The sequence below is a fragment of the Pedobacter agri PB92 genome, from assembly GCF_000258495.1.
In the GTDB taxonomy this organism is placed as follows: domain Bacteria; phylum Bacteroidota; class Bacteroidia; order Sphingobacteriales; family Sphingobacteriaceae; genus Pedobacter; species Pedobacter agri.
Map to the genome: position 1 here is coordinate 15,831 of NZ_AJLG01000026.1, position 21,219 is coordinate 37,049.

The 21,219-nt window shown below is 38.4% G+C and carries 19 protein-coding genes; 7 read left to right on the top strand and 12 right to left on the bottom strand.

Annotated elements, in window-relative coordinates; genetic code table 11:
• Window positions 1-51 precede the first annotated feature (51 nt).
• The 12 genes from ON09_RS05900 to ON09_RS05955 all read right to left on the bottom strand — a co-directional run bounded on the left by ON09_RS05900 (window position 52) and on the right by ON09_RS05955 (window position 12,111).
• Window positions 52-1,305, bottom strand: coding sequence for a pyridoxal phosphate-dependent aminotransferase (locus ON09_RS05900; protein ID WP_010600137.1), 1,254 nt, complete (start codon window positions 1,303-1,305; stop codon window positions 52-54).
• 94 nt (window positions 1,306-1,399) lie between these two features.
• On the bottom strand, window positions 1,400-2,731 hold the full coding sequence (argH, locus tag ON09_RS05905; RefSeq protein ID WP_010600138.1) for an argininosuccinate lyase: 1,332 nt from the start codon (window positions 2,729-2,731) through the stop codon (window positions 1,400-1,402).
• A gap of 2 nt (window positions 2,732-2,733) precedes the next feature.
• Window positions 2,734-3,054 (bottom strand): hypothetical protein, encoded by a 321-nt coding sequence (locus ON09_RS05910; protein ID WP_010600139.1) that lies wholly within the window; start codon window positions 3,052-3,054, stop codon window positions 2,734-2,736.
• A gap of 83 nt (window positions 3,055-3,137) precedes the next feature.
• The gene (locus ON09_RS05915) at window positions 3,138-4,205 is read right to left on the bottom strand and encodes a M20 family metallo-hydrolase (RefSeq protein ID WP_010600140.1); all 1,068 of its coding nucleotides are present in this window, start codon (window positions 4,203-4,205) and stop codon (window positions 3,138-3,140) included.
• A 68-nt stretch (window positions 4,206-4,273) separates the two neighbouring features.
• Window positions 4,274-5,083 (bottom strand): pyrroline-5-carboxylate reductase, encoded by an 810-nt coding sequence (proC, locus tag ON09_RS05920; RefSeq protein WP_010600141.1) that lies wholly within the window; start codon window positions 5,081-5,083, stop codon window positions 4,274-4,276.
• Between the two features lie 369 nt (window positions 5,084-5,452).
• The gene (gene argB, locus ON09_RS05925) at window positions 5,453-6,241 is read right to left on the bottom strand and encodes an acetylglutamate kinase (RefSeq protein WP_010600142.1); all 789 of its coding nucleotides are present in this window, start codon (window positions 6,239-6,241) and stop codon (window positions 5,453-5,455) included.
• A gap of 65 nt (window positions 6,242-6,306) precedes the next feature.
• Window positions 6,307-7,278 carry a Rossmann-fold NAD(P)-binding domain-containing protein gene (locus ON09_RS05930; protein ID WP_010600143.1) on the bottom strand — a complete coding sequence of 324 codons (972 nt, stop codon included), beginning with the start codon at window positions 7,276-7,278 and terminating at the stop codon, window positions 6,307-6,309.
• Between the two features lie 189 nt (window positions 7,279-7,467).
• Complete coding sequence (locus tag ON09_RS05935; protein ID WP_010600144.1) at window positions 7,468-8,598, bottom strand: aspartate aminotransferase family protein; 1,131 nt, start codon at window positions 8,596-8,598, stop codon at window positions 7,468-7,470.
• A gap of 31 nt (window positions 8,599-8,629) precedes the next feature.
• Window positions 8,630-8,983, bottom strand: coding sequence for a four helix bundle protein (locus ON09_RS05940; protein ID WP_010600145.1), 354 nt, complete (start codon window positions 8,981-8,983; stop codon window positions 8,630-8,632).
• Between the two features lie 34 nt (window positions 8,984-9,017).
• The gene (gene argC / locus ON09_RS05945; protein ID WP_010600146.1) at window positions 9,018-10,043 is read right to left on the bottom strand and encodes an N-acetyl-gamma-glutamyl-phosphate reductase; all 1,026 of its coding nucleotides are present in this window, start codon (window positions 10,041-10,043) and stop codon (window positions 9,018-9,020) included.
• Between the two features lie 173 nt (window positions 10,044-10,216).
• Window positions 10,217-11,410, bottom strand: a complete 1,194-nt coding sequence (gene argG / locus ON09_RS05950; protein WP_010600147.1) for an argininosuccinate synthase — start codon at window positions 11,408-11,410, stop codon at window positions 10,217-10,219.
• Complete coding sequence (locus ON09_RS05955; protein WP_010600148.1) at window positions 11,410-12,111, bottom strand: N-acetyltransferase; 702 nt, start codon at window positions 12,109-12,111, stop codon at window positions 11,410-11,412. Before ON09_RS05955 ends, argG begins: the two co-directional genes overlap by 1 nt.
• Window positions 12,112-12,680: 569 nt before the next feature.
• Here ON09_RS05955 and ON09_RS05960 point away from each other — a divergent pair.
• The 7 genes from ON09_RS05960 to ON09_RS05990 all read left to right on the top strand — a co-directional run.
• Window positions 12,681-13,388 (top strand): DUF4397 domain-containing protein, encoded by a 708-nt coding sequence (locus ON09_RS05960; RefSeq protein ID WP_010600149.1) that lies wholly within the window; start codon window positions 12,681-12,683, stop codon window positions 13,386-13,388.
• A gap of 211 nt (window positions 13,389-13,599) precedes the next feature.
• Window positions 13,600-16,023, top strand: a complete 2,424-nt coding sequence (locus ON09_RS05965) for a TonB-dependent receptor (protein WP_010600150.1) — start codon at window positions 13,600-13,602, stop codon at window positions 16,021-16,023.
• A gap of 62 nt (window positions 16,024-16,085) precedes the next feature.
• Window positions 16,086-16,715, top strand: coding sequence for a DUF4198 domain-containing protein (locus ON09_RS24130; protein WP_157258853.1), 630 nt, complete (start codon window positions 16,086-16,088; stop codon window positions 16,713-16,715).
• Between the two features lie 153 nt (window positions 16,716-16,868).
• Window positions 16,869-18,071 carry a PepSY-associated TM helix domain-containing protein gene (locus tag ON09_RS05975; protein WP_010600152.1) on the top strand — a complete coding sequence of 401 codons (1,203 nt, stop codon included), beginning with the start codon at window positions 16,869-16,871 and terminating at the stop codon, window positions 18,069-18,071.
• A 23-nt stretch (window positions 18,072-18,094) separates the two neighbouring features.
• On the top strand, window positions 18,095-19,015 hold the full coding sequence (locus tag ON09_RS05980) for a DUF6607 family protein (RefSeq protein WP_010600153.1): 921 nt from the start codon (window positions 18,095-18,097) through the stop codon (window positions 19,013-19,015).
• 126 nt (window positions 19,016-19,141) lie between these two features.
• Window positions 19,142-20,281: a M28 family metallopeptidase gene (locus ON09_RS05985; RefSeq protein WP_010600154.1), complete on the top strand. Its 1,140-nt coding sequence runs from the start codon at window positions 19,142-19,144 to the stop codon at window positions 20,279-20,281.
• A gap of 175 nt (window positions 20,282-20,456) precedes the next feature.
• On the top strand, window positions 20,457-21,219 hold a 763-nt coding region (locus ON09_RS05990), incomplete at its 3' end, for a hypothetical protein (protein WP_010600155.1).

Consider the following 21,219-nt stretch of genomic DNA (forward strand, 5'->3'; position numbering starts at 1 on the left):
TTAATTTGAACACCCAAGCTAACAGATTGTTTGATTGGGTGCTCAAATTGCTTATTTTAGTTTGCTGAGCGCAGTTTTGATTCTTGGCAACATATCTTTGATATCCTGAAGCGTACAAGCACCTACTGAAGCCCTGAACCATGGCATACTGTGCGCATTACCGAAAGCAGAGAATGGAACCAATGCAGCACCGGCTTCTTTAATTAAATAGAAGTTTACATCGGCGCTGTCTTTTAAAAGCTGACCATCTTCTGTTGTTTTCCCGATGTAATCGATTTTGATGGTTAGGTAAATGGCACCCATTGGCTCAACGGCATCAACATTAAAACCTTCGCTTTTTAATTCGTTGAAGCCGTTGTAAAGTGCATTTAAGCTATCTTGAATTTGAGCTTTAAAGCTGGTTAAAAAGGTATCAACCTGTGCTTTATCGTTAAAATAGTTTGACATGGCAACTTGTTCTGCTTTTGGTGCCCATGCACCCATGTGGCCAACCAAAGCTTTCATTCTGTTCACAATATCTTCCGGACCAAAACCCCAGCCTACACGAACGCCAGTTGCAGCCAAACATTTCGAAGTACCATCAACAAAAATGGTAAACTCACGCATTGCAGGACGTAAAGAAACCGGATTTACATGCTCTTTACCAAAAGTTAGAAGCGAATAAATCTGGTCGTACATTAAATATAAAGGTTTTTCATCTGCGCCACGAGACGCATTTTCTTCTAAAATCACATCGCATATCTCAGCTAATGAATCTGCATCGAACATCGTTCCTGTCGGATTCAATGGTGAACATAAAGCCAACATCGTGGCGCCTTTTAAATGTGGTTTTAATTGCGCTGCAGTTGGCATAAAGTTATGCGCTGCATCAGTTTCTACCGCTATTGATTTAGCAGAAGTTAAATGACAATAATGGTTGTTATTCCAAGATGGTGCAGGAAAAACTACCGTATCACCCGGATCAATTACCGCTAAATAAGCTGCATATATTAACGGACGAGAACCGCCAGAAACTAAAATGCTATTGGTATTATATTCCAGTCCAAATCTATCCTTTAATAGCTCTGAAACAGTTTCCCTTAATTGTAAAACACCATCAGCTGGCGGATAGTTGGTTTGATTTGCATTATAGGCATCTACAATTCCTGCTTTTAATTCTGTTGGAATTGGATAGATGTTCGAATCAAAATCGCCAATAGTTAAGTTAGCGATTGATGCACCTTTGCGCTTCATGTCGTTAACTTCGTTACCAATTTTTATAATTTCTGAGCCAATTAAAGCACTGGCTAACTTTGATACTTTCATATGTTAATCTTTTTGTCGCCTGATGCGTCATTGCGAGGCACGAAGCAATCTTAATAATTAGCTATTGTATAATTTCAGTCTTTGCAATGATGAATTAACGGATTAAATCTTCTATTGCTTTATTCACTTTATCGAAACCAAATTGAGATAAAACTGCTTGCATTGACGCAGCAATTTGTTCGTTACAAAGGTTGCCAATGCTTCCTTCGTGTGTATGATTTATTTGGCTCGATGGGGCAAAAGTACCATTTTCTATTTGTTCGCCAACAATTTTATAGGCTTCTCTAAACGGCACACCTTGCAAAGCTAAATCGTTAACCACTTCAACGCTAAATAAATAATCGTATTTCTTATCTTTCAAAATATCATCTTTTATGGTGATGTTCTGAAACATAAAGGTTGCGATTTCAAGGCATTCATTTAACGACGTAATTGCCGGAAAAAGGTTTTCCTTTAACAACTGTAAATCGCGGTGATAACCTGATGGCAAATTGGTAATCATCATGGCAATTTCGTTCGGCAAAGCCTGAATTTTATTGCAACGAGAACGAATCAGTTCAAAAACGTCAGGGTTCTTTTTGTGCGGCATAATGCTCGAACCTGTTGTCAGTTCTGCAGGGAAGCTGATAAAGCTAAAGTTCTGGTTAATAAACAAACAAACATCCATCGCCATTTTAGCTAAGGTTGCTGCAACAGCACTCATCGCTTGTGCTAAAATTCTTTCGGTTTTACCACGGCCCATTTGCGCATAAACCACATTGTAATTTAAGCTTTCGAAACCCAATAAATTAGTGGTTAAAGTTCTGTTTAACGGAAAAGAAGAACCATAACCAGCTGCAGAGCCCAATGGGTTTTTATTGGTGATTTTCCAGGCGGCAAGCATCAATTCCATATCATCGGCAAGGCTTTCGGCATAAGCACCAAACCATAAACCGAAAGATGATGGCATGGCAATTTGCAAATGCGTGTAACCCGGCATCAACTTATCTTTGTGCGTATTACTTAATTCTATCAGTTGGTTAAACAAAGTTGATGTTTGATTAACCATATCTTCAATACAAGCACGGAAAAACAGTTTTAAATCAACCAAAACCTGGTCATTACGTGAGCGACCGCTATGAATTTTTTTACCTGCTTCACCGATACGTTGTGTGAGCAACCACTCTACTTGCGAGTGCACATCTTCAACGGTATCTTCAATGGTAAAGTTGCCTGCTTCAATTTCTGTGTAAATATTTTTTAGCGCTTGCTGAACAGTTATTAATTCATCAGCGGTTAGCAAATTAATGGTTTCCAGCATTTGGGTATGAGCCAAAGAACCCAACACATCAAACTTTGCCATTTGTAAATCGAGTTCACGGTCTTTTCCAACCGTGAAGCTTTCTACAAACTTATTTACATCTATATTCTTTTGCCAAATCTTCATAATTACGATTTTTTATTTGTTAATAAAGCATATAAAAAGAATAGACCTACAATAACCGCAATTAAAATAAAAAACGGCAAATATTCTATAACATCCGAAATTATAGAAACTACACCCACAGCAACTCCTCCTATTATATATATTGTTAATGCAATACCAAAAGGAGAAATGCCATCATTATGCTCTGAATTATTTATTAGAGATATAGCAAAAAAAGGAATAGTAAATGAGATAAAAGTTTTCAGCGCTTCATCATTACCAAAAATTACAGCAGAGCCGATACCTAAAAATGCGCCTAATAAAACTTGTAAGTATTTATTCAATTTAATCTCTAAATTAAGTTTATCATTTTTGAATACAAACGCATAAAGATTGCTTCGTGCCTCGCAATGACGATTTGTTCCAATTAACCTAAAACTACTGGTTTCAACATATTCACATACCCCTCCACACCCTCAGCGACTTCCCGAACATATAAAAATTCATCAGCCATGTGTGAGCGACCAGAAAAACCTGGTCCACATTTTACTGACGGAATATCCAATAAAGCCTGGTCTGAAGTGGTAGGCGAACCATAAGTTGTTTTGCCCAAGGCCACACCTGCCTGAACCACCGGGTGGTTTTTATCTATTGATGATGGTTTCAAACGAATCGAACGCGGTGTTACATCACAATCTACGTTGGCACGGATAATTTCTAAAACTTCTTCATTGGTGTAGGCATCAGTAACCCTAACATCAACCGTAAAAGTGCAATTTGCAGGCACCACGTTATGCTGTGAACCCGCATTGATAATGGTCACCGTCATTTTCAGCGGACCAAAAACTTCAGATACTTTAGGGAACTGGTAATTCCTGAACCATTCGATATCTTTCAACGCTTTGTAAATGGCGTTTTCACCTTCTTCCCGGGCCGCGTGACCTGCTTTACCATGAGATACACAATCCAAAACCAACAATCCACGCTCTGCGATGGCCAGGTTCATTTCCGTTGGTTCACCAACAATTCCAAATTCAAGTTCACCTAAATCTGGTAAAACCAATTCCAAACCATTGTTTCCAGAAATTTCCTCTTCAGCCGTTGCGGCCAAACAGATGTTGTATTTTAAATTTTCCTGTTCGTAATAATATAAAAACGCTCCGATTAACGAAACCAGGCAACCACCGGCATCATTACTGCCCAAGCCAAACAATTTATCGCCCTCAATGGCAGCATCATAAGGGTCGCGGGTATAACCAGAATTGGGTTTAACTGTATCATGATGAGAGTTCAACAACACGGTGGGCTTACTTGCATCGAAATGCTTATTGTATGCCCAAACATTATTCATTTTACGCTGGGTTTTAATCCCTCTCTCCTCTAAGAACTGAGCAATTAAATTCGCAGTTCTGTCTTCTTCTTTACTAAAAGACTGGATGCGAATTAGCTGTCGCAATAAATCCAGACTTTCTTTTTGTATATTTTCTAACAACATAGTATTGAGTAGTTAGTATCAAGTATTAAGATATAGAGCCTAAACCCTACACCCTTAACCTTCCACCTTTAAGCTTCTTTTACGTACAAATTCCCTGCTTTTAAGGCCGATAATTTTATACCTTTTATTAATGATGAGCTAAAACCATTATGTTCCATTTCATTTAAACCAGCAATGGTACAACCTTTCGGCGAAGTTACCTTATCTATTTCTGATTCCGGGTGTGTGCCGTGTAATAAAAGTAAATCGGCGGCACCCTTTGCAGTTTGAACCGCCATTTTAAGCGCTTCATCGGCATGGAAACCAATTTCTACACCACCTTGCGATGCCGCTCTGATGGCCCTCAAGAAAAATGCAATTCCACAAGCACAAAGTGCCGTAGCAGAAGTCATTAAGTCTTCGTTTATTTTCACTACCGAACCAACCGTTTCGAACATTTTAGTCACCTCAGCAATATTTTCCGCCGATGCATTATCGCTCGCCATACAAGTCATCGATTGACCAATTGCAATTGCAGTGTTCGGCATCACTCGGATTACCTCCACATCATCGCCTAATTTCTCACGCACCGCAGCACAACTTACACCTGAAATTACCGAAATAACCAAATGTTTAGCTGAATCAATCGATGAGTTAATCTCATCCAAAACCGCATTTAACTGCTGGGGCAACACAGCAAGAATCACCACATCAGCGTTAGTCACTGCTTGTTTATTATTGTTACTCACAACAAACCCAGCTTCAGCAAAAGACTTTAAATGGTCGATATTTCTACGGGTAAGCGTAATGTCGCCAGCTTTAGCGAAATCAGCCTTCACTAAGCCTTTTGCTAAAGATAATCCGATATTTCCGCTACCAATTATGGCTATTTTCTTCATGTGGTTCGTTTATTTGGTTTAGTTGGTTAAACTATTTTAATTGTCGTACAGCGTATAATCGATGTTTGAAAAGCAAGTTCAGTCATCCTATTATTGTCAGTCCTGCTATCCACTTCAATCTTTTTTAAACACCTGTCATGCATTCTATCTTGTTAGTGTTAGGAGAAACGACGTGGCAATCTTTATGGTTTGTTCTGCAAAAAAGTATTTCCGCTTCTATCAGGTTTAAATTACTCTCGCTATTGCTAGAAACGAAGTGACCTCTCCCCACCAAACTGCTAAAAGGAGATTGCTTCGTGCCTCGCAATGACGGAGAGATTAAATTATTGCAATAAACCTATCCTCCATACCAAGTCCCCTTTAGGGGATTTAGGGGTTCATCTTCGTTCCAAAAGTTCCTTCAGCAAGTTCATTTAATTCATCGGCTTTGCCAATATATACTGCGGAAACACCTTTTTTAATCGCCTCAAAAGCATTGTGCAATTTAGGAATCATCCCGCCTTGCACTGTTCCATCAGCCTTCAAACCTTCAAATTCATCTGTTTTAATTTCTCTAACTACAGAATCATCATCATTTACATCTTTCAGCACACCTTTCTTCTCGAAGCAATATACTAAACGCGTTTCGTATAAAGCCGACATTGCTACCGCAACCGATGATGCAATCGTATCAGCATTGGTATTTAACAACTGCGTATCACCATCATGCGTTATTGCACACAAAACAGGAACCAATCCAGCTTTCAACAAACTATCTAAAGTAGTTGCAGAAACAGAATGCTCATCCAAATCACCTACAAAACCATAATCAATTTCTTTTACAGGGCGTTTTTTGGCTTTGATGATATTTCCATCTGCACCTGTTAAACCAATAGCATTACTGCCTTTAGCCTGTAACTGGGCAACCATGTTCTTGTTTATCAAACCAGCGTACACCATTGTAACAATGCGCAAAGTTTCAATATCTGTAACTCTACGTCCTTCAATCATTTTAGCTTCAACACCTAAACTTTCACCCAGTTCGGTTGCAATTTTACCGCCTCCATGAACCAAAATTTTATCGCCAGGCAAAGCCGTAAAGTCTAATAAAAACTGATGTAAATTGGCAGAGTTATCGATTACGTTTCCGCCAATTTTTATGATGGTAAGTTGTTTCATATTTTTTTGAGCTTAAAGTTGAAAGCAGAAAGCTTAAAGCTTTAGTCTTTAAGCTTTCTGCTTTTTTATAATTCTTCCAGCATCGATTTTATCACCGCTTGCGCTGCCCATAAGCGATTGCCTGCCTCATGAATAACCAATGAACTTGGACCATCTAAAATCTCAGAAGACAATTCTAAATCGCGACGCACCGGCAAACAGTGCATTACCTTCGCATCGTTGGTAAATTTCAGCTTTTCGTTGTTCATCATCCAGCCATCAGGGTAAGTTAAAACTTTACCATATTCTTTGTAGCTACTCCAGTTTTTTACATAAACGTAATCAGCGCCAGCCAAAGCTTCTTCTATATTATATTGTATATCTGCACCTGGCGTAAATTCTTCTGCCAATTCATAACCTTCGGGTTGTGCGATGGTAAAATCAATCATCCCTTCTGCTTGCGCTTTGCACATCCATTCTGCAAAAGAATTTGGAACGGCCTGCGGCAAAGCTTTTACATGAGGTGCCCAAGCCAAAACAACTTTTGGTTTTCTGCCATCAGGTTGTTTAGTCCAGGTTTCGTGAATGGTAATAATATCGGCAAAACTTTGTAAGGGGTGGCGAGTTGCGCTTTCCAAACTCACTACAGGAACAGCGCAATACTTTACAAATTTGTTAAAGAAATCTTCACTATAATCTTCCTCACGATTGTTTAACTTCGGGAAAGAGCGCAATCCCAGAATGTCGCAATATTGACCCATTACGGCAGCAGCCTCACGAATGTGCTCAACGGTTGAGCCATTCATTACCACACCATCCTGGGTTTCTAAAGCCCAACCCTCTTTATCCAAATTCATGACCATCACATTCATCCCTAAGTTTAGCGCAGCTTTCTGAGTGCTTAAACGGGTACGCAAACTTGGATTCATAAAAACCAATCCTAAGGTTTTGTTTTTACCCAAACTTTGATGTGCATAAGGATTTGCCTTTAATTCTAGCGCATCTTTTACAAATTGTTTGATGCTTGGAACATCATGTACGGAAGTGAAAAGTTTCATTTTTTAAAGCTTAAAGGTTTGAGGTGTAGGTCTAAGGTTTTCCTGCACCACCTCTTAAAAATTTTAAAGTAAGTTAGCTCTCACTAACTTCATATTTATCGTCATTGCGAGGGGCGAAGCAATTTACAATGATGGGTTAGTTTTTTCTACCGCATTAAGATTGCTTCATGCCTTGCAATGACGAAAGGATTATTTTACCAACTCACTAAACGCCGCCAAAAACTCATCAGCATGTGCTTTGGTCAAATTCAAAGCTGGCAATAAACGGATAACATTCGGTTTTGCCTCGCCTGTAAAAATAAAATGTTTAAATAATAACTCCTTTTTAACATGGGCCAATTCTTCAGGCAATTCAATCCCAATCATCAATCCGCGACCGCGAACTTCTTTTACTTGCTCAAATTTCTTCAATTCGGTAATTAGATAGTTCCCGATTTCTTCAGCATTCTTCATCAGGTTATCTTTTTCCATCACCTCTAAAACAGCCAAAGCCGCAGCGCAAGCCAAATGGTTACCGCCAAAAGTAGTCCCCAATTCTCCATGCCATGGTTTAAATTTTGGTGCAATTGAGATTCCCGCTACCGGAAATCCATTACCCATTCCTTTTGCCATGGTATAAACATCAGCCTCAACACCTGAATAATCGTGTGAATAAAACAAACCTGTTCTGCCATAACCGCACTGAACCGAATCGGCAATGTAAACGGCATTATACTCATCACAAAGTGAACGGATTTTCTGTAAGAAACTCTTCGAGGCTTCTTTAATTCCGCCAACACCTTGGATGCCCTCGATAATTACAGCTGAAATTTCATCGCCCTGCGATTTAAAAGTTTCTTCCAAAGCTACTTCATTATTAAAAGGCAGGAAGATTACATTTTCAGTTTGATTAACAGGCGCTACAATTTTAGGGTTATCAGTTACCGCAACCGCTAATGAAGTACGCCCGTGGAAAGCACCTGTGAAAGCGATTACTTTCTTTCTGCCATTATAAAATGAAGCGAGTTTCAACGCATTTTCATTCGCTTCTGCACCAGAGTTTACCAGGAATAATTGAAAATCTTTTTTCCCAGAAACCTGGCCTAATTTCTCTGCTAATTGAACCTGCAGTGGAATTTTAACTGAATTGGAATAAAAACCAACCTTGTTAAGTTGGTTAGTTAGACGGCTTACATAATGCGGATTGGTGTGGCCAATCGAAATCACTGCGTGACCGCCATATAAGTCTAAATATTTTTGTTCGTTAGCATCCCAAACATTGCTGCCAGATGCTTTTGTAATTTCTATATTGTTAAGAGGATAAACGTCGAATAGTTGCATTGTATTAAGTTTAAAGTAAAAAGTAGAAAGTTTAAAGTCTGACTTTCTTAATCAAAGAAATAAGCATAGCTTTAATTTCATTGATATTCTTTTCTAATTGAATGTATAGTTCATTATTAATAAAACCTAAATCTTTCGATAAGAGCAATAAATACTCTACTTCATGACTTGAGCCTAAAGCTATTTGCAAAAAATGGGCTAAATCTTTTTGAGAAAATCTGCCAGTTCCTTCAGCAATATTGGTAGCAATGGATGAAGACGCCCGTTTAAGTTGACTTACTAAACTGTAGATTTCTTCTTTTGGATAGGTTGATACAGTTTTATAAATCTCAAGTGTAAGTTGGTGTGCCTTTTTCCAAACTAGTAAATCTTTGTAATTCTGCATTTTTAACTTTTCACTTTTAACTTTTAACTTTCAACTAAAAAAAGGCTGCTTTCAACTTCAATCCCGCTGTTTCTTCCAAGCCAAACATTATGTTCATATTCTGAACTGCTTGCCCGCTGGCGCCTTTTAACAGGTTATCGATAATGCTGATGATAAACAGTTTATTTCCATGTTTTTCTACATGAACCAGCGCTTTATTGGTATTTACTACCTGTTTTAAATCGATGTTTTTCCGACTAATATGCGTAAAAGGATGCGCATTGTAATAGTCTTCATAAATAGTTTGTGCTTCTTCTAAAGTTAAATCACTTTCTAAATACATAGCTGCCAAAATACCTCTGGTAAAATCTCCGCGTTGCGGGATAAAACTCAAAGTTTCTGAAAGAGTTGGTTGCAATTGCAATAAGCTTTCGCCAATTTCATTCAAATGTTGATGTTCGAAAGCTTTGTAAATGGAAAGGTTATTATTTCTCCAGCTAAAGTGAGAAGTTACTGCCAAACTCTGCCCTGCACCAGTTGAACCTGTGGTTGCATTAATGTGAACTTCTGCATTAATTAAACCTTTTGCCGCTAAAGGCAATAAACCCAATTGAATACAAGTTGCAAAACAACCAGGATTTGCGATATTATGAGCGGATTTTATTTTTTCACGATTTAATTCTGGCAAGCCGTAAACAAACTCACGATTTTCAAATTTAGCATTGGCAATCAATCTGAAATCCTGAGATAAATCAATGATTTTGATATTATCATTAATCGGGTTAGCAGCCAAGAATTTCTTCGCATCACCGTGGCCAACACAAAGAAAAAGTACAGCCTCCCCTAAATCCCCTTCTGAAACAGGGGACTTAAATAATTCTTCAAAATCAGTTCTATCTGTAAAACGTAAATCTGTATCGCCAATTAAATCAGTGTGTACATCAGAAATTAAATTCCCTGCATTACTGGTGCTATTTACGAAAGCAATTTCAACATTTGGATGGTTAATCAAGATACGGAGCATTTCGCCACCTGTGTATCCTGCGCCACCAATTATTCCTGCCTTAATTTTGTTACTCATAATCTGTTCTATCAATTATAGATGGATATGAAAATTAGTTTTAATAATCCTTCGACAAGCTACCGATGTAAAATCGGGATAAGTCAGGATGACAATTGTAAAGAGATTGCTTTGTCGTTCCTCCTCGCAATGACGAGGCAGGAACGGAAGCTTTCTACTTTAGTCATTTAGCTTTAAGCTTCTTCAGAATTCACTTTATGCCAAATCATTACCTGGTTACCAAAGATTTTAGAGAAACCTTTCACATCTTCGCCACTCCAGGCATTATTCATTTCGCCGTAGCTGCCAAATTTATTGCTCATTAAATCGTGGTTAGATTCAATACCGATAATGTGGAAACGGTAAGGCAACAATTCAACAAATACTTTACCGCTCACTACCTTTTGCGTATCTGCCAAGAAAGCTTCGATGTTCCGCATAATTGGGTCGTGGAATTGACCTTCGTGCAGCCAGTTACCGTAGAAAGATGATAATTGCTCTTTCCAGCTTAACTGCCATTTTGTTAGCGTATGTTTTTCTAAAGTGTGGTGTGCTTTAATAATTAGAACCGGTGCTGCAGCTTCGAAACCAACACGACCCTTAATACCGATAATCGTATCGCCAACGTGAATATCTCTTCCAATTCCGAAAGGTTGAGCAATGGCTTGAAGTTTTTGAATTGCCCTAACCGGAGCTAAATTTTCACCATCAATCGCTACCAATTCCCCTTTTTCGAAAGTTAGTTCCAGCTTACGCGATTCCGTTTCCGAAACCTGAGTTGGCCAAGCGCTTTCCGGTAAAGTTTCATGAGAGGTTAAAGTTTCCTTTCCGCCTACTGAAGTGCCCCATAAACCTTTGTTAATTGAATATCTTGCTTTTTCAGCACTATATTCAACACCGTGTTCAGCTAAATATTCTATCTCCGCTTCGCGGGATAATTTCAAATCTCTAATTGGGGTAATGATTTCAACTTCAGGAATAATGATGTTGAAAATCATATCAAAACGTACCTGATCGTTACCAGCACCTGTACTGCCATGAGCAACATAATCAGCACCGATTTTTTTTACGTAGTTAGCAATTGCCGTAGCCTGACTCACGCGTTCTGCACTAACAGAAAGTGGATAAGTTGCATTTTTTAATACGTTTCCGAAGATTAAGTATTTAATGCACCCATCGTAGTAACTTTCAGTTTCATCTACCACAGCATGAGATTTTACACCTAAAGCATAAGCTCTTTTCTCAATTTCCTGTAATTCTTCATCAGAAAAACCACCAGTATTTACAATTACCGAGTGAACTTCTAACCCGCGATCTTGCGCCAGATAAATACAACAAAATGAGGTATCAAGACCTCCGCTAAAAGCTAAAACTACTTTCTTCTTCATTACTTATTAAATAATAGGGTAAATAAAAACATCAATACTTTAAAGCCCGATTTCGGCTTAGGTTTAACAACTAAACGTTGTTTGATGCGCATAAAACGCTCATATAATTTGGGTTTCTTTTGTAACTCTTCGGCAAATTTTTTGGCAGCATCATGTTTTTGAGTAGCCGGATCGTAAAGCATAGCGGTACACATGCAGTTTTTACGTTCCTTCATTTTCAAAATTTCGAAGTTTACACAACTTTGGCAACCTTTCCAGAATTCTTCATCCTGTGTTAATTCTGAATAGGTAACCGGTTCGTAACCTAAATCTGAATTAATTTTCATTACGGCTAAACCTGTGGTTAGTCCGAAAATCTTCGCTTTTGGGTACAAACTTCTGGAAAGCTCGAAAACTTTCTCTTTGATGGCATGTGCCAAGCCAGCTTTTCTAAATTCAGGCGAAACGATTAAACCAGAGTTGGCCACAAATTGTCCGTGGCTCCAGGTTTCGATGTAGCAAAAACCAGCCCAGGTACCATCTTTATGAAATGCAATAACGGCTTTGCCTTCTTGCATTTTATTTGCAACATAGTCAGGAGAACGTTTAGCAATGCCCGTACCACGTGCTTTAGCAGATTCGGCCATCTCGGTTACGATTTGTTCTGCAAATACACGATGTTCAGGAAGTGCAACCTGCACTATAAATTCGTTAATATCCATTCGTTTTCTAACGAAAAATTATAAGTATTCTTGTTAATTGGGTTTTTAGAGAGGATCAATTCCTCGTTACGTTTAGTGGAGTACTAAATACGTGGAGTAAAATTTTGCCGACTTGTGGGATAGTAAAATACGGGCTGGAAATGATTAATAAACAGACTTTTCCCAAACGCCAGTTGCGTTGTGAAAACAGAAAGTTTATGTAAAAAATTTTTAATCATCTCTTGCGTATTAAAACGGCTTTAACTCTATTGAGGTGCAAAGGTTTAAATAATAATTGAGTTACACAATATTAAACTGATTTTTTTATAAAATCATAACATTTTTTTAAACTCTCCTGACTTATAAGAAAGTGATCAGGCTAACTTAATATGTTCACTTTATACAGCGCTGTTGCCATTGCTTCACAAATTTTAACATTGTTAACAAAAACTGTAAGTGGTTTAACAATGCTTAACATCATTTAACAACCAGCATTAGGGTTTAAAACGAATATTTGCAATGTTGTAGCGAATTCGTTGTCGTTGCCGTTTTAAAAGTATACGTTTTATCTTAAATCAAACCGAAAATTAATGAAGAATCTTTCCTTATTTAGCCCCAGAAGTTTAACCTACACTCTTTCAATTCTCTTATTCGTCTTAATTACTTTTAGCTCCTGTAAAAAAGAAGAAACTGACACCAACTTAAGTTACATCAGAATTATTAATTCGGCGCCAACTTTAGCTACCTATTATCCATTTATCAATAGCACATCGGTGAGTTCTTCAGCATTGCCTTATGGCGGTTCAACTGCTTACACAACCTATGCTACAGGTTCCACAACCGTAAAGTTCACCTCTGAAAATAACGCTGAAAGTTTATTCACCAAAACTATAAATTTAACCCCCGGCACTTATAACAGCTTTTACCTTATCAACAAACCTGGTGAACTGGAGGCTTTATTCATTACAGACGATTTAACTATGGCATCAGCTGATCGGGCATATATCCGTTACATCAATTTAGCACCCGATGCGCCAGCATTAGATTTAGCAAAAACTGGCGAAACCACTGCATTAATTACAAACAAAAGCTACAAAACAGCAAGCGGGTTTATCGCCATAACACCTGGAACATATACATTCGATGCGAAGGAAACTTCAACCGGAACGGTAAAAGCAGTCTCATCGAGCGCAACCTTTTTGGCAGGATACCATTACGATATTATTTGCGGTGGCTTAATTAATCCAGCCAATGATACAGAACGAGCCATAAACCTGGCGACAGTTCTGATTAAATAAAAATTTTACCCCAAAAATTATCGTTTCAGGATTGCCAAAGTCGGCAATCCTTTTTTTTTTGAGATGATTGATGCTTTGCTCTCGAGCAGATTAATCCTACCAGACGTTAAAATTCAGAAATCTTATTTAGAATTGTTCAAAATAATTTGGATAATAAAATTTTCTAACGTTATTTTGCGGCTGTTTAGAATTAATCCAAATAAAATTTAACATGCACCAAGTCAGACTATTCAGTTTAACGTTCATATTCACCCTCCTCTCCTTATTATCATACGCTCAGCAAACTGCTACCATTAAGGGTACGGTTACCACATCAAACGGTAAGCCAGCTGCATATATTTCGGTAGGCTTAAAAGGTAAAGGCCAGGGTACCATCACCGATGATGAGGGGAAATATACCATTAACCGTGTGAAACCCGGAACCTATACCATTAAAGCATCAGCAGTGGGCATTAATTCATCTGAGCAGACGATTACAGTTGTTGAGGGCGAAAATAAGACCTTAAACTTTGTTCTGGTAGAAAACGATCAGGCCTTGGAAGAGGTGACCGTTGCAGGCATCAATAAAAAATACAAAGTAAGTTTACCTTCAGCCACCTTAAGGCTTAACGAGCCCCTGCTGGAAGCGCCACAAAATATCCAGGTGGTAAGTAACCAGGTAATTAAAGATCAGCAACTGATAAGCATGAGCGACGGAATACTAAGAAATGTTAGTGGAGCCGTTCGTTTAGAACACTGGGGGGATTTGTATACCAACGTATTAATGAGGGGTTCACAAATTCAGGCCATGCGTAACGGCTTTAATGTAGTTTCATCATATTGGGGTCCGTTAACGGAGGATATGAGTTTCGTAGATCATATCGAATTTGTAAAAGGTCCGGCAGGTTTTATGTTGGGTAATGGCGATCCAAGTGGAATGTACAATGTGGTAACTAAAAAACCTACCGGATTAAATCAGGGTGAAGTTTCTTTTACCGCTGGAAGTTATGATTTATACAGAACAACCATCGACCTTGATCACAAGTTAACTGCAGACGGAAAATTCTTATTTAGATTAAATGCTGCGGCGCAAAGTAAGGGATCTTTCAGACCATATGAAGAAAACGACCGCTACAGCTTTGCTCCTGTTTTAAGTTATCAAATCACTCCTAGCACAAAATTAACGGCAGAATACACATTGCAAAATGCAAAGATGACTGAAGTGGGTTCATATTATTTATTCAGCACAACTGGTTATGCAACACTGCCAAGAGATTTTACCCTCACACAACCTGGCGTACAACCTACACGCATCAATGATCACAGCTTAACATTCAATTTGCAGCAGCAATTAGGACAAAACTGGAAATTGACTGCTCAGGCTGCATATTATAAATACTTACAAAACGGTTCAAGTTCATGGCCGTCAGCGGTATATCCTAACGGGACAATTATCCGTAATGTTGGCATCTGGGATGCGGAAAGCTCCATGCACCTGGCACAGGTATTTCTAAATGGTACAGTGAACACCGGCGGAATAGTTCACCGGATTTTAGCCGGATTTGATGGCGGAAAAAAAGATTACATCGCAGATTGGGGTCAGTCTCATGATCTGGATGCCGCATCATCGCCATTCAATCTAGCCAACCCAAACTATGGTTTTCCATCAAATGGTTACCCAAATTTCGATCGCTCTGCCAGCTTACAAGAAAGAGCCATTGCAGCAGGTGGATTAATGGGACAGAAATACTTAAGCGGTTACCTTCAGGATGAATTGGGTTTCTGGGAAAACAGAATCCGTTTAACACTTGCTGGTCGATATACTTACGTCAGCCAATCGGCCTGGGGTGGTTCACCAGATAAAGCGAAACACATCACACCAAGGGTTGGTTTAAGTGTATCGGTTGATAAAAACACTTCTGTTTACGCGTTATATGATGAAGCTTTTACGCCGCAATCAGGTTTCTTGCGTGATGGTTCTACAGCAAAACCGATCACAGGAAACAATAAAGAAATCGGAATTAAGAAAGATTGGTTTGATGGCCGCTGGAATACAACATTGTCTGCCTATAGAATTACCAAACAGAATGAACTTACCGCCGACCCATTCAATCAGGCTGGACAAAACTTCAGTATTGTTGTTGGAGAAAAAAGAGCGCAAGGGATAGAATTTGATGTTCGCGGTGAATTAGCAAAAGGCTTAAATTTAATTGCCAATTATGCTTACACCGATGGAAAAGTGACTGAACTGGCCAATGGCGTTTCAAGTGATGTTTTATTTGTAGGCCAGGTAATTCCGGGTTTTGCAAAACATACATCAAATGCCTGGTTAACCTATACTTTGCAAAACGGCGCTTTAAAAGGTTTAGGCATTTCTGGCGGATTTACTTATTTAGTTGATAGAGCAACGGCCAACTTCAGCCCAACAAACCCAGAGCAAAACTTACCTGATTATTTCAAACTGGATGGCGGACTCTTCTGGGCAAACAAAAAACTAAAAATCACCGGAAATGTGTTTAACATTTTAGATAAATATTTATACACCGGATCTTATTACACTGGTTATTGGAATGCTCCGGATTACAATCAGGCCGCTTATTCATGGCAGGCTGAAGCACCAAGAAACTTTAGAATTAGCGTAGCTTACAAATTTTAATCATACCGCCAGTAAAAACTTATCAGATGGTTTTTACTGGCTTTTATTTAAACCGAAAAATAATGAAAACGAAATTATCCCTATTACTATTATTACTTGCCTTTAGTGTTACCAATGTTTTTTCACATGCACTGTGGATTGAAACTACTGCCAATGGAAAAAAAGGCCAGGCACAAGAAGTAAAAATTTTCTTTGGTGAGTATGAAGCCAACGAGCCTGATTCTGCAGCAAAATGGTTTAGCAATTTAAAACAGTTCAAGCTTGTTTTAACTGCACCTAATGGCGCAACAAAAGTTTTAACGGCTTCGCCTGATGTGCATTTCTTCAAAGCCAGCTTCACACCTGATCAGAATGGAACTTATAAATTATCAGTGGTACACGAAGTAGCTGACATTTATGAAAAAGGCAAATTGTTGTACTATGCTTTTGCAGATGTTGCAGTTGGAGGATCAAAAGTTAATACTGCTTTTCCAGCAGATGCGGCTTTAACGATCAGACCTGGAAAATATGTTCAAAAAGCTGGCGAATCAGCAACTTATCAGGTCATCTACAATAAAACACCGTTAGCGAAACAAAAATTAACGGTTGTAAACGCGGAGCGTAAAGTAGTTCCTACAGAAACCGATGCAGATGGCAAATTTACTTTTAAGCCAGAGCAAAAAGGAAACTATTTTTTTAGAGGCCTTTACTGAAGAAAAAGCTTCTGGAAAATTAAATGGAAAAGATTACGAAAAAGTATGGCACTTGGTAACTTATACTACTCAAGTTAACTAAACAACATTACCCTTTTTTTAACCAATTGACAGGTAAACTGGCAGTTGGTTATTTTAGTAAATACAGCTTTAATGGCACTAACAAAACCAACACCAAAAAAACCTAAAAAATCAAAAATAAGAAGAGTCAGTGATTGGCTTCACCTCTGGCTGGGCATCGCTTCGGGTTTGGTGGTTTTTCATTTGGGCATTACCGGGTGCATTTTTGCCTTTCAGCATGAAATTACGGCATTCATCCATCAAAAAGAGTTTTTTGTAACTGTACCGGCGCAACCTCAAACGCTTCCTTTAAGTACATTAAAAGCAAATGCTGAAAAAGCTTTAGGAAAAGGTAAAAAAATCACTTTTATTTCTACCTACAAAGCACCAGATCGTGCATGGGAGTTTGGTGTTTACAAAGCAGGTAACCCTGAAGCATTCTGGTATTTTGATTCGGTTGATTATTACGATGTCGTTTATGTAAACCCTTACACAGGCAAGGTGACGTTGGTAGTAGACCATAAATATGAATTCTTTGCCATCATCAAAATGCTTCACTGGAGTTTTCTAATCAATCATCCTATTGGGCAACAAATTATTGGATGGGCAACTATCATTTTTGTATTCCTGTTAATTTCAGGAATGGTTATGTGGTGGCCAAAAAATCTTAAGAAATCAAACTTCGATAAGAGTTTCAAAATAAAATGGTCGGCGAAATTTAAACGCATAAACTATGACCTGCACAATGTCCTCGGTTTTTATGTGATGATCATTTGTTTAATCCTTGCCTTAACAGGATTAGTTTGGGCTTTCAAGTGGTTTCAAACTACAGTTTATGTCATGGCATCGCGAAGTGTAACCCCGCCAGCCTTTGTGGAAGTTAAATCAGATTCTACCAAAACCATTTCAGCAATTCCTTTTGATGTTGCTTATGAACAGGCGAAGCAAAAATTTACCGATGCCGACCGGATAGGGATGTCGCCGGCTGCAGGTGGCACCGCAACCATTTATGCCACAGGTTACAGAGGTGAAGAAACCTACTGGAACCACGATGTGATACAATTTGATCAATATTCAGGGAAATTACTGAACCGGAAAAATCAATCAGAAAAAAACGCTGGAGAAGCTTTAATCGGCATGAATTACGATATCCATGTCGGAGCGATTTTAGGTTTACCGGGTAAAATCCTGGCATTTTTCGGCAGCTTAATCGCAGCTAGTTTACCAATAACCGGTTTCATTATTTGGTGGGGCAAGAAGAAGAAAAAGAAAAATCCTGCAGTTTCAAATCATTAATACAACCTTAAAAACAATATAGAATGAAAATTTTTAACTTAATCGTCGGATTGGCAACACTAGTAACAGTTAGTGCGCATGCTCAAGATAAACTGGAGCAAGACAGAAATTCGATTAAAGCTTTAGCCGGTTTTTACAAAGTAAACTTCAACTATGCTGAAGTAACTTCTCCAAACCCTGATTATGCTTTTAGCAAACCTTACCGAAGTCATGGTAACGAATGGGCAGAGATTATTGTTGATGAACCGAAAAAAATTGTGATCCAGCACATGTTAGCCATTAATGATTCTACCGTGATTAAGCACTGGCGCCAGGATTGGACGTATGAAGATCCGGAAATTATGCTGTATACCCAGGATAATGCCTGGAAAAAAGTAAACTTAACCGCCGCAGATGTAAAAGGAAAATGGACTCAAAAAGTATATCAGGTTGATGATAGTCCACGTTACCAGGGTTATGGAACCTGGAGTCACGTTGGTGGTCATGATTCATGGCAAAGTGAAACAGACTCACCTCTGCCGAGAAGAGAATCGACAGTTCGTAAAGATTACAATGTTTTAAATCGCGGCAGCAGAATTACCATTACCAAAGATGGTTGGATGTTTGAGCAAGACAACAAAAAAGTAGTTCGTACACCTCAGGGCGATAAATTGATTGCCACTGAAAAAGGGTATGAAGAGTTTACTAAAATTGATCCGGTAAAATTTGCCTATGCACAAAAATGGTGGGAAAACCAGAAAACGTATTGGGCAGCTGTGCGTGATGTATGGGCAGATTTTGCAAAAACATCGAACACAAATTTCAAGGTTCAAACGAGTGCCAACGGAAAATTACTTTATGAAACGTTGTTCAGCTTAGGCGATCAATCAATCAAAGAAAAATGGTCTGCTACTCAAAATAAAGAAAAAATAAAAACGGCTCTACTGCCCTATTTAGTGAAATAACCTATTGCAAAATCACATCCTAAGCCATTTAATGTACGCGTTAAATGGCTTTTTTGTTGGCAAATGATTCCGATGGTTTAAATTTATAATTCTTAAAATTTCCATCAACAATATTAAATTACAAGCATGAAAAAGTTTTTGATGCTATTAGCCTTGTTTTCTTCTTTACAATGTTTCGCCCAAGATTCTGTATACACCAGAAAAATGGTTGATAAACTTAGCTCCAAAGCATTTTGGGGAAGAGGTTACACTAAAAACGGAATGCAAAAAGCGGCAGATTTTTTAGCGGCCGAATATAAAAAATCTGGCTTGATTCCTTTTTCAAATAATTACAAACAAGATTTGAACTTTCCGGTAAATACTTTTCCTGGCAAAATGCAGGTGGAAATTAATGGTAAAAATTTGGTACCAGGAAAGGATTTTATCGTGAACAACGAGAGCCCAGGTGTTAAGTTTAAAGGAGATCTCTCGCAAAAAGACAGCTTAAATTTTCTAGCTTCGCCGCAGCTTCTGGTTTCTTTAAAAGATAAGTTAACGTGGTCTGTAGCGACAGAAGCTGGAGAGATCACTCAAATTCAAATAAACAGAAAAAATTTCAATGATCTGCCTAAACAAATTATGGTTGATATCGAAAATAAATTTGTGCCGAATTTTCGGGCATCAAATATTTGTGGTTTAGTTAAGGGTACAAAATATCCAGATTCGATATTGATGATTACCGCTCATTATGATCATTTGGGCGGCATGGGCGCCGAAACATATTTTCCCGGAGCCAATGATAACGCCGCAGGAGTAGCCACCCTGTTGAGCTTGGCTAAATATTATGCCGCAAACCCGCAGCCTTACTCCGTTGGTTTTATTTGCTTTGCTGCAGAAGAGGCTGGACTTTTGGGATCAAAATACTATACCGAGAATCCATTATCGCCTTTAAGCAAAATAAAATTCCTGATCAACCTTGATTTGGTAGGCACAGGCGAAGCAGGAATGACTGTTGTTAATGCAAGTGTTTACCCGAAAGCTTTCTCGCTTTTAAATCAGATCAACGATGCGCATAAATACATTTCAAAAATAAATTCAAGAGGCAAAGCTGCCAATAGCGACCATTATTTTTTTACAGAAAAAGGCGTACCTGCTTTTTTTATTTATACCCAGGGAGGACCACTTGCTTACCATGATATTTTTGACAAGTCTGAAACGCTACCACTAAATGAATACAACGATCTGTTTAAGCTGATTGTAAATTTCAATAAGAATTTAATGAACTAAATTTCCATTTTAAGGATGAAACCTGCCGAATTTTATTTGAACCCCTTTAAGGGCAGGATGAATCCTATTCCATCAGCAATTTCGGTTTTGGATAATATTCTGGCCCATTGGGATAATTAAATAGATCAGGTTAGCAAATCAGCTCATATTTGAATCAACAAAAACAAGATTCATTATGAAAACCCTATTTAACTTCAGCCTAATATTATTTATTTTGATGGGCGCATCCATCAAGAGCGATGCTCAAAATCAAATTGAAATCGTAATTGTTGGCTCGGCCCATGACAATTCAAAATCGACTCAAGATTTTCAATCCATCATTAATAAACTCAAAAACTTCAAACCAGATATGGTTTTTGGAGAATATCTCCCACCTGCTGATTACGCTACCCTACCTGAAGATCATTGGGCTAAAAAAGCTTTTAGAAAAGGCCATGATTACCTTGAAAAACTAAATCCCGGAGAAGTTAAAAACCTTTCATCGAAAATTGCCAAAGATAAAAAAGCACTATCATCGTTTGCATATTACCATAAAACCAGAATGAACCTGGCCGTAAATTACGCCAAAAACTGGGATAGAGGAAATGCTGATTATCAGATCTTCCTATTGGAAAATGACATGAAATCGCGTTTTGGAAAAGAAGAAATAGCAACTTACAACAAAATGTTCGGGATGACAGATTCGCTAAAAAAAGCTGGTTTGTACAGACCAGGAAGCGAATACGCCAAAATTTATTTTCCACTGATTTATCAGTTGAAGCAAGATCAGATTTACAATATGGATTGCCAAACTTATGATAAACCATGGGGAATTGCCTGGGGAAAAATGGATTCGGCTTACAAAGTGATGATAAAAACAGCGAAAGCCGACACTACCTCTGCAGAAGCAGCTACTGTAAAAGCAATGGACAAGTACTGGGCTTTTACAGAGGAAGAGT

What these genes read in the sequence shown, in the direction of transcription:
- ON09_RS05900 (WP_010600137.1), bottom strand. Translation starts at nt 1,305, where the DNA reads ATGAAAGTATCAAAGTTAGCCAGTGCTTTAATTGGCTCAGAAATTATA.
- argH (WP_010600138.1), bottom strand. Translation starts at nt 2,731, where the DNA reads ATGAAGATTTGGCAAAAGAATATAGATGTAAATAAGTTTGTAGAAAGC.
- ON09_RS05915 (WP_010600140.1), bottom strand. Translation starts at nt 4,205, where the DNA reads ATGTTGTTAGAAAATATACAAAAAGAAAGTCTGGATTTATTGCGACAG.
- proC (WP_010600141.1), bottom strand. Translation starts at nt 5,083, where the DNA reads ATGAAGAAAATAGCCATAATTGGTAGCGGAAATATCGGATTATCTTTA.
- argB (WP_010600142.1), bottom strand. Translation starts at nt 6,241, where the DNA reads ATGAAACAACTTACCATCATAAAAATTGGCGGAAACGTAATCGATAAC.
- ON09_RS05930 (WP_010600143.1), bottom strand. Translation starts at nt 7,278, where the DNA reads ATGAAACTTTTCACTTCCGTACATGATGTTCCAAGCATCAAACAATTT.
- ON09_RS05935 (WP_010600144.1), bottom strand. Translation starts at nt 8,598, where the DNA reads ATGCAACTATTCGACGTTTATCCTCTTAACAATATAGAAATTACAAAA.
- ON09_RS05940 (WP_010600145.1), bottom strand. Translation starts at nt 8,983, where the DNA reads ATGCAGAATTACAAAGATTTACTAGTTTGGAAAAAGGCACACCAACTT.
- argC (WP_010600146.1), bottom strand. Translation starts at nt 10,043, where the DNA reads ATGAGTAACAAAATTAAGGCAGGAATAATTGGTGGCGCAGGATACACA.
- argG (WP_010600147.1), bottom strand. Translation starts at nt 11,410, where the DNA reads ATGAAGAAGAAAGTAGTTTTAGCTTTTAGCGGAGGTCTTGATACCTCA.
- ON09_RS05955 (WP_010600148.1), bottom strand. Translation starts at nt 12,111, where the DNA reads ATGGATATTAACGAATTTATAGTGCAGGTTGCACTTCCTGAACATCGT.
- ON09_RS05960 (WP_010600149.1), top strand. Translation starts at nt 12,681, where the DNA reads ATGAAGAATCTTTCCTTATTTAGCCCCAGAAGTTTAACCTACACTCTT.
- ON09_RS05965 (WP_010600150.1), top strand. Translation starts at nt 13,600, where the DNA reads ATGCACCAAGTCAGACTATTCAGTTTAACGTTCATATTCACCCTCCTC.
- ON09_RS24130 (WP_157258853.1), top strand. Translation starts at nt 16,086, where the DNA reads ATGAAAACGAAATTATCCCTATTACTATTATTACTTGCCTTTAGTGTT.
- ON09_RS05975 (WP_010600152.1), top strand. Translation starts at nt 16,869, where the DNA reads ATGGCACTAACAAAACCAACACCAAAAAAACCTAAAAAATCAAAAATA.
- ON09_RS05980 (WP_010600153.1), top strand. Translation starts at nt 18,095, where the DNA reads ATGAAAATTTTTAACTTAATCGTCGGATTGGCAACACTAGTAACAGTT.
- ON09_RS05985 (WP_010600154.1), top strand. Translation starts at nt 19,142, where the DNA reads ATGAAAAAGTTTTTGATGCTATTAGCCTTGTTTTCTTCTTTACAATGT.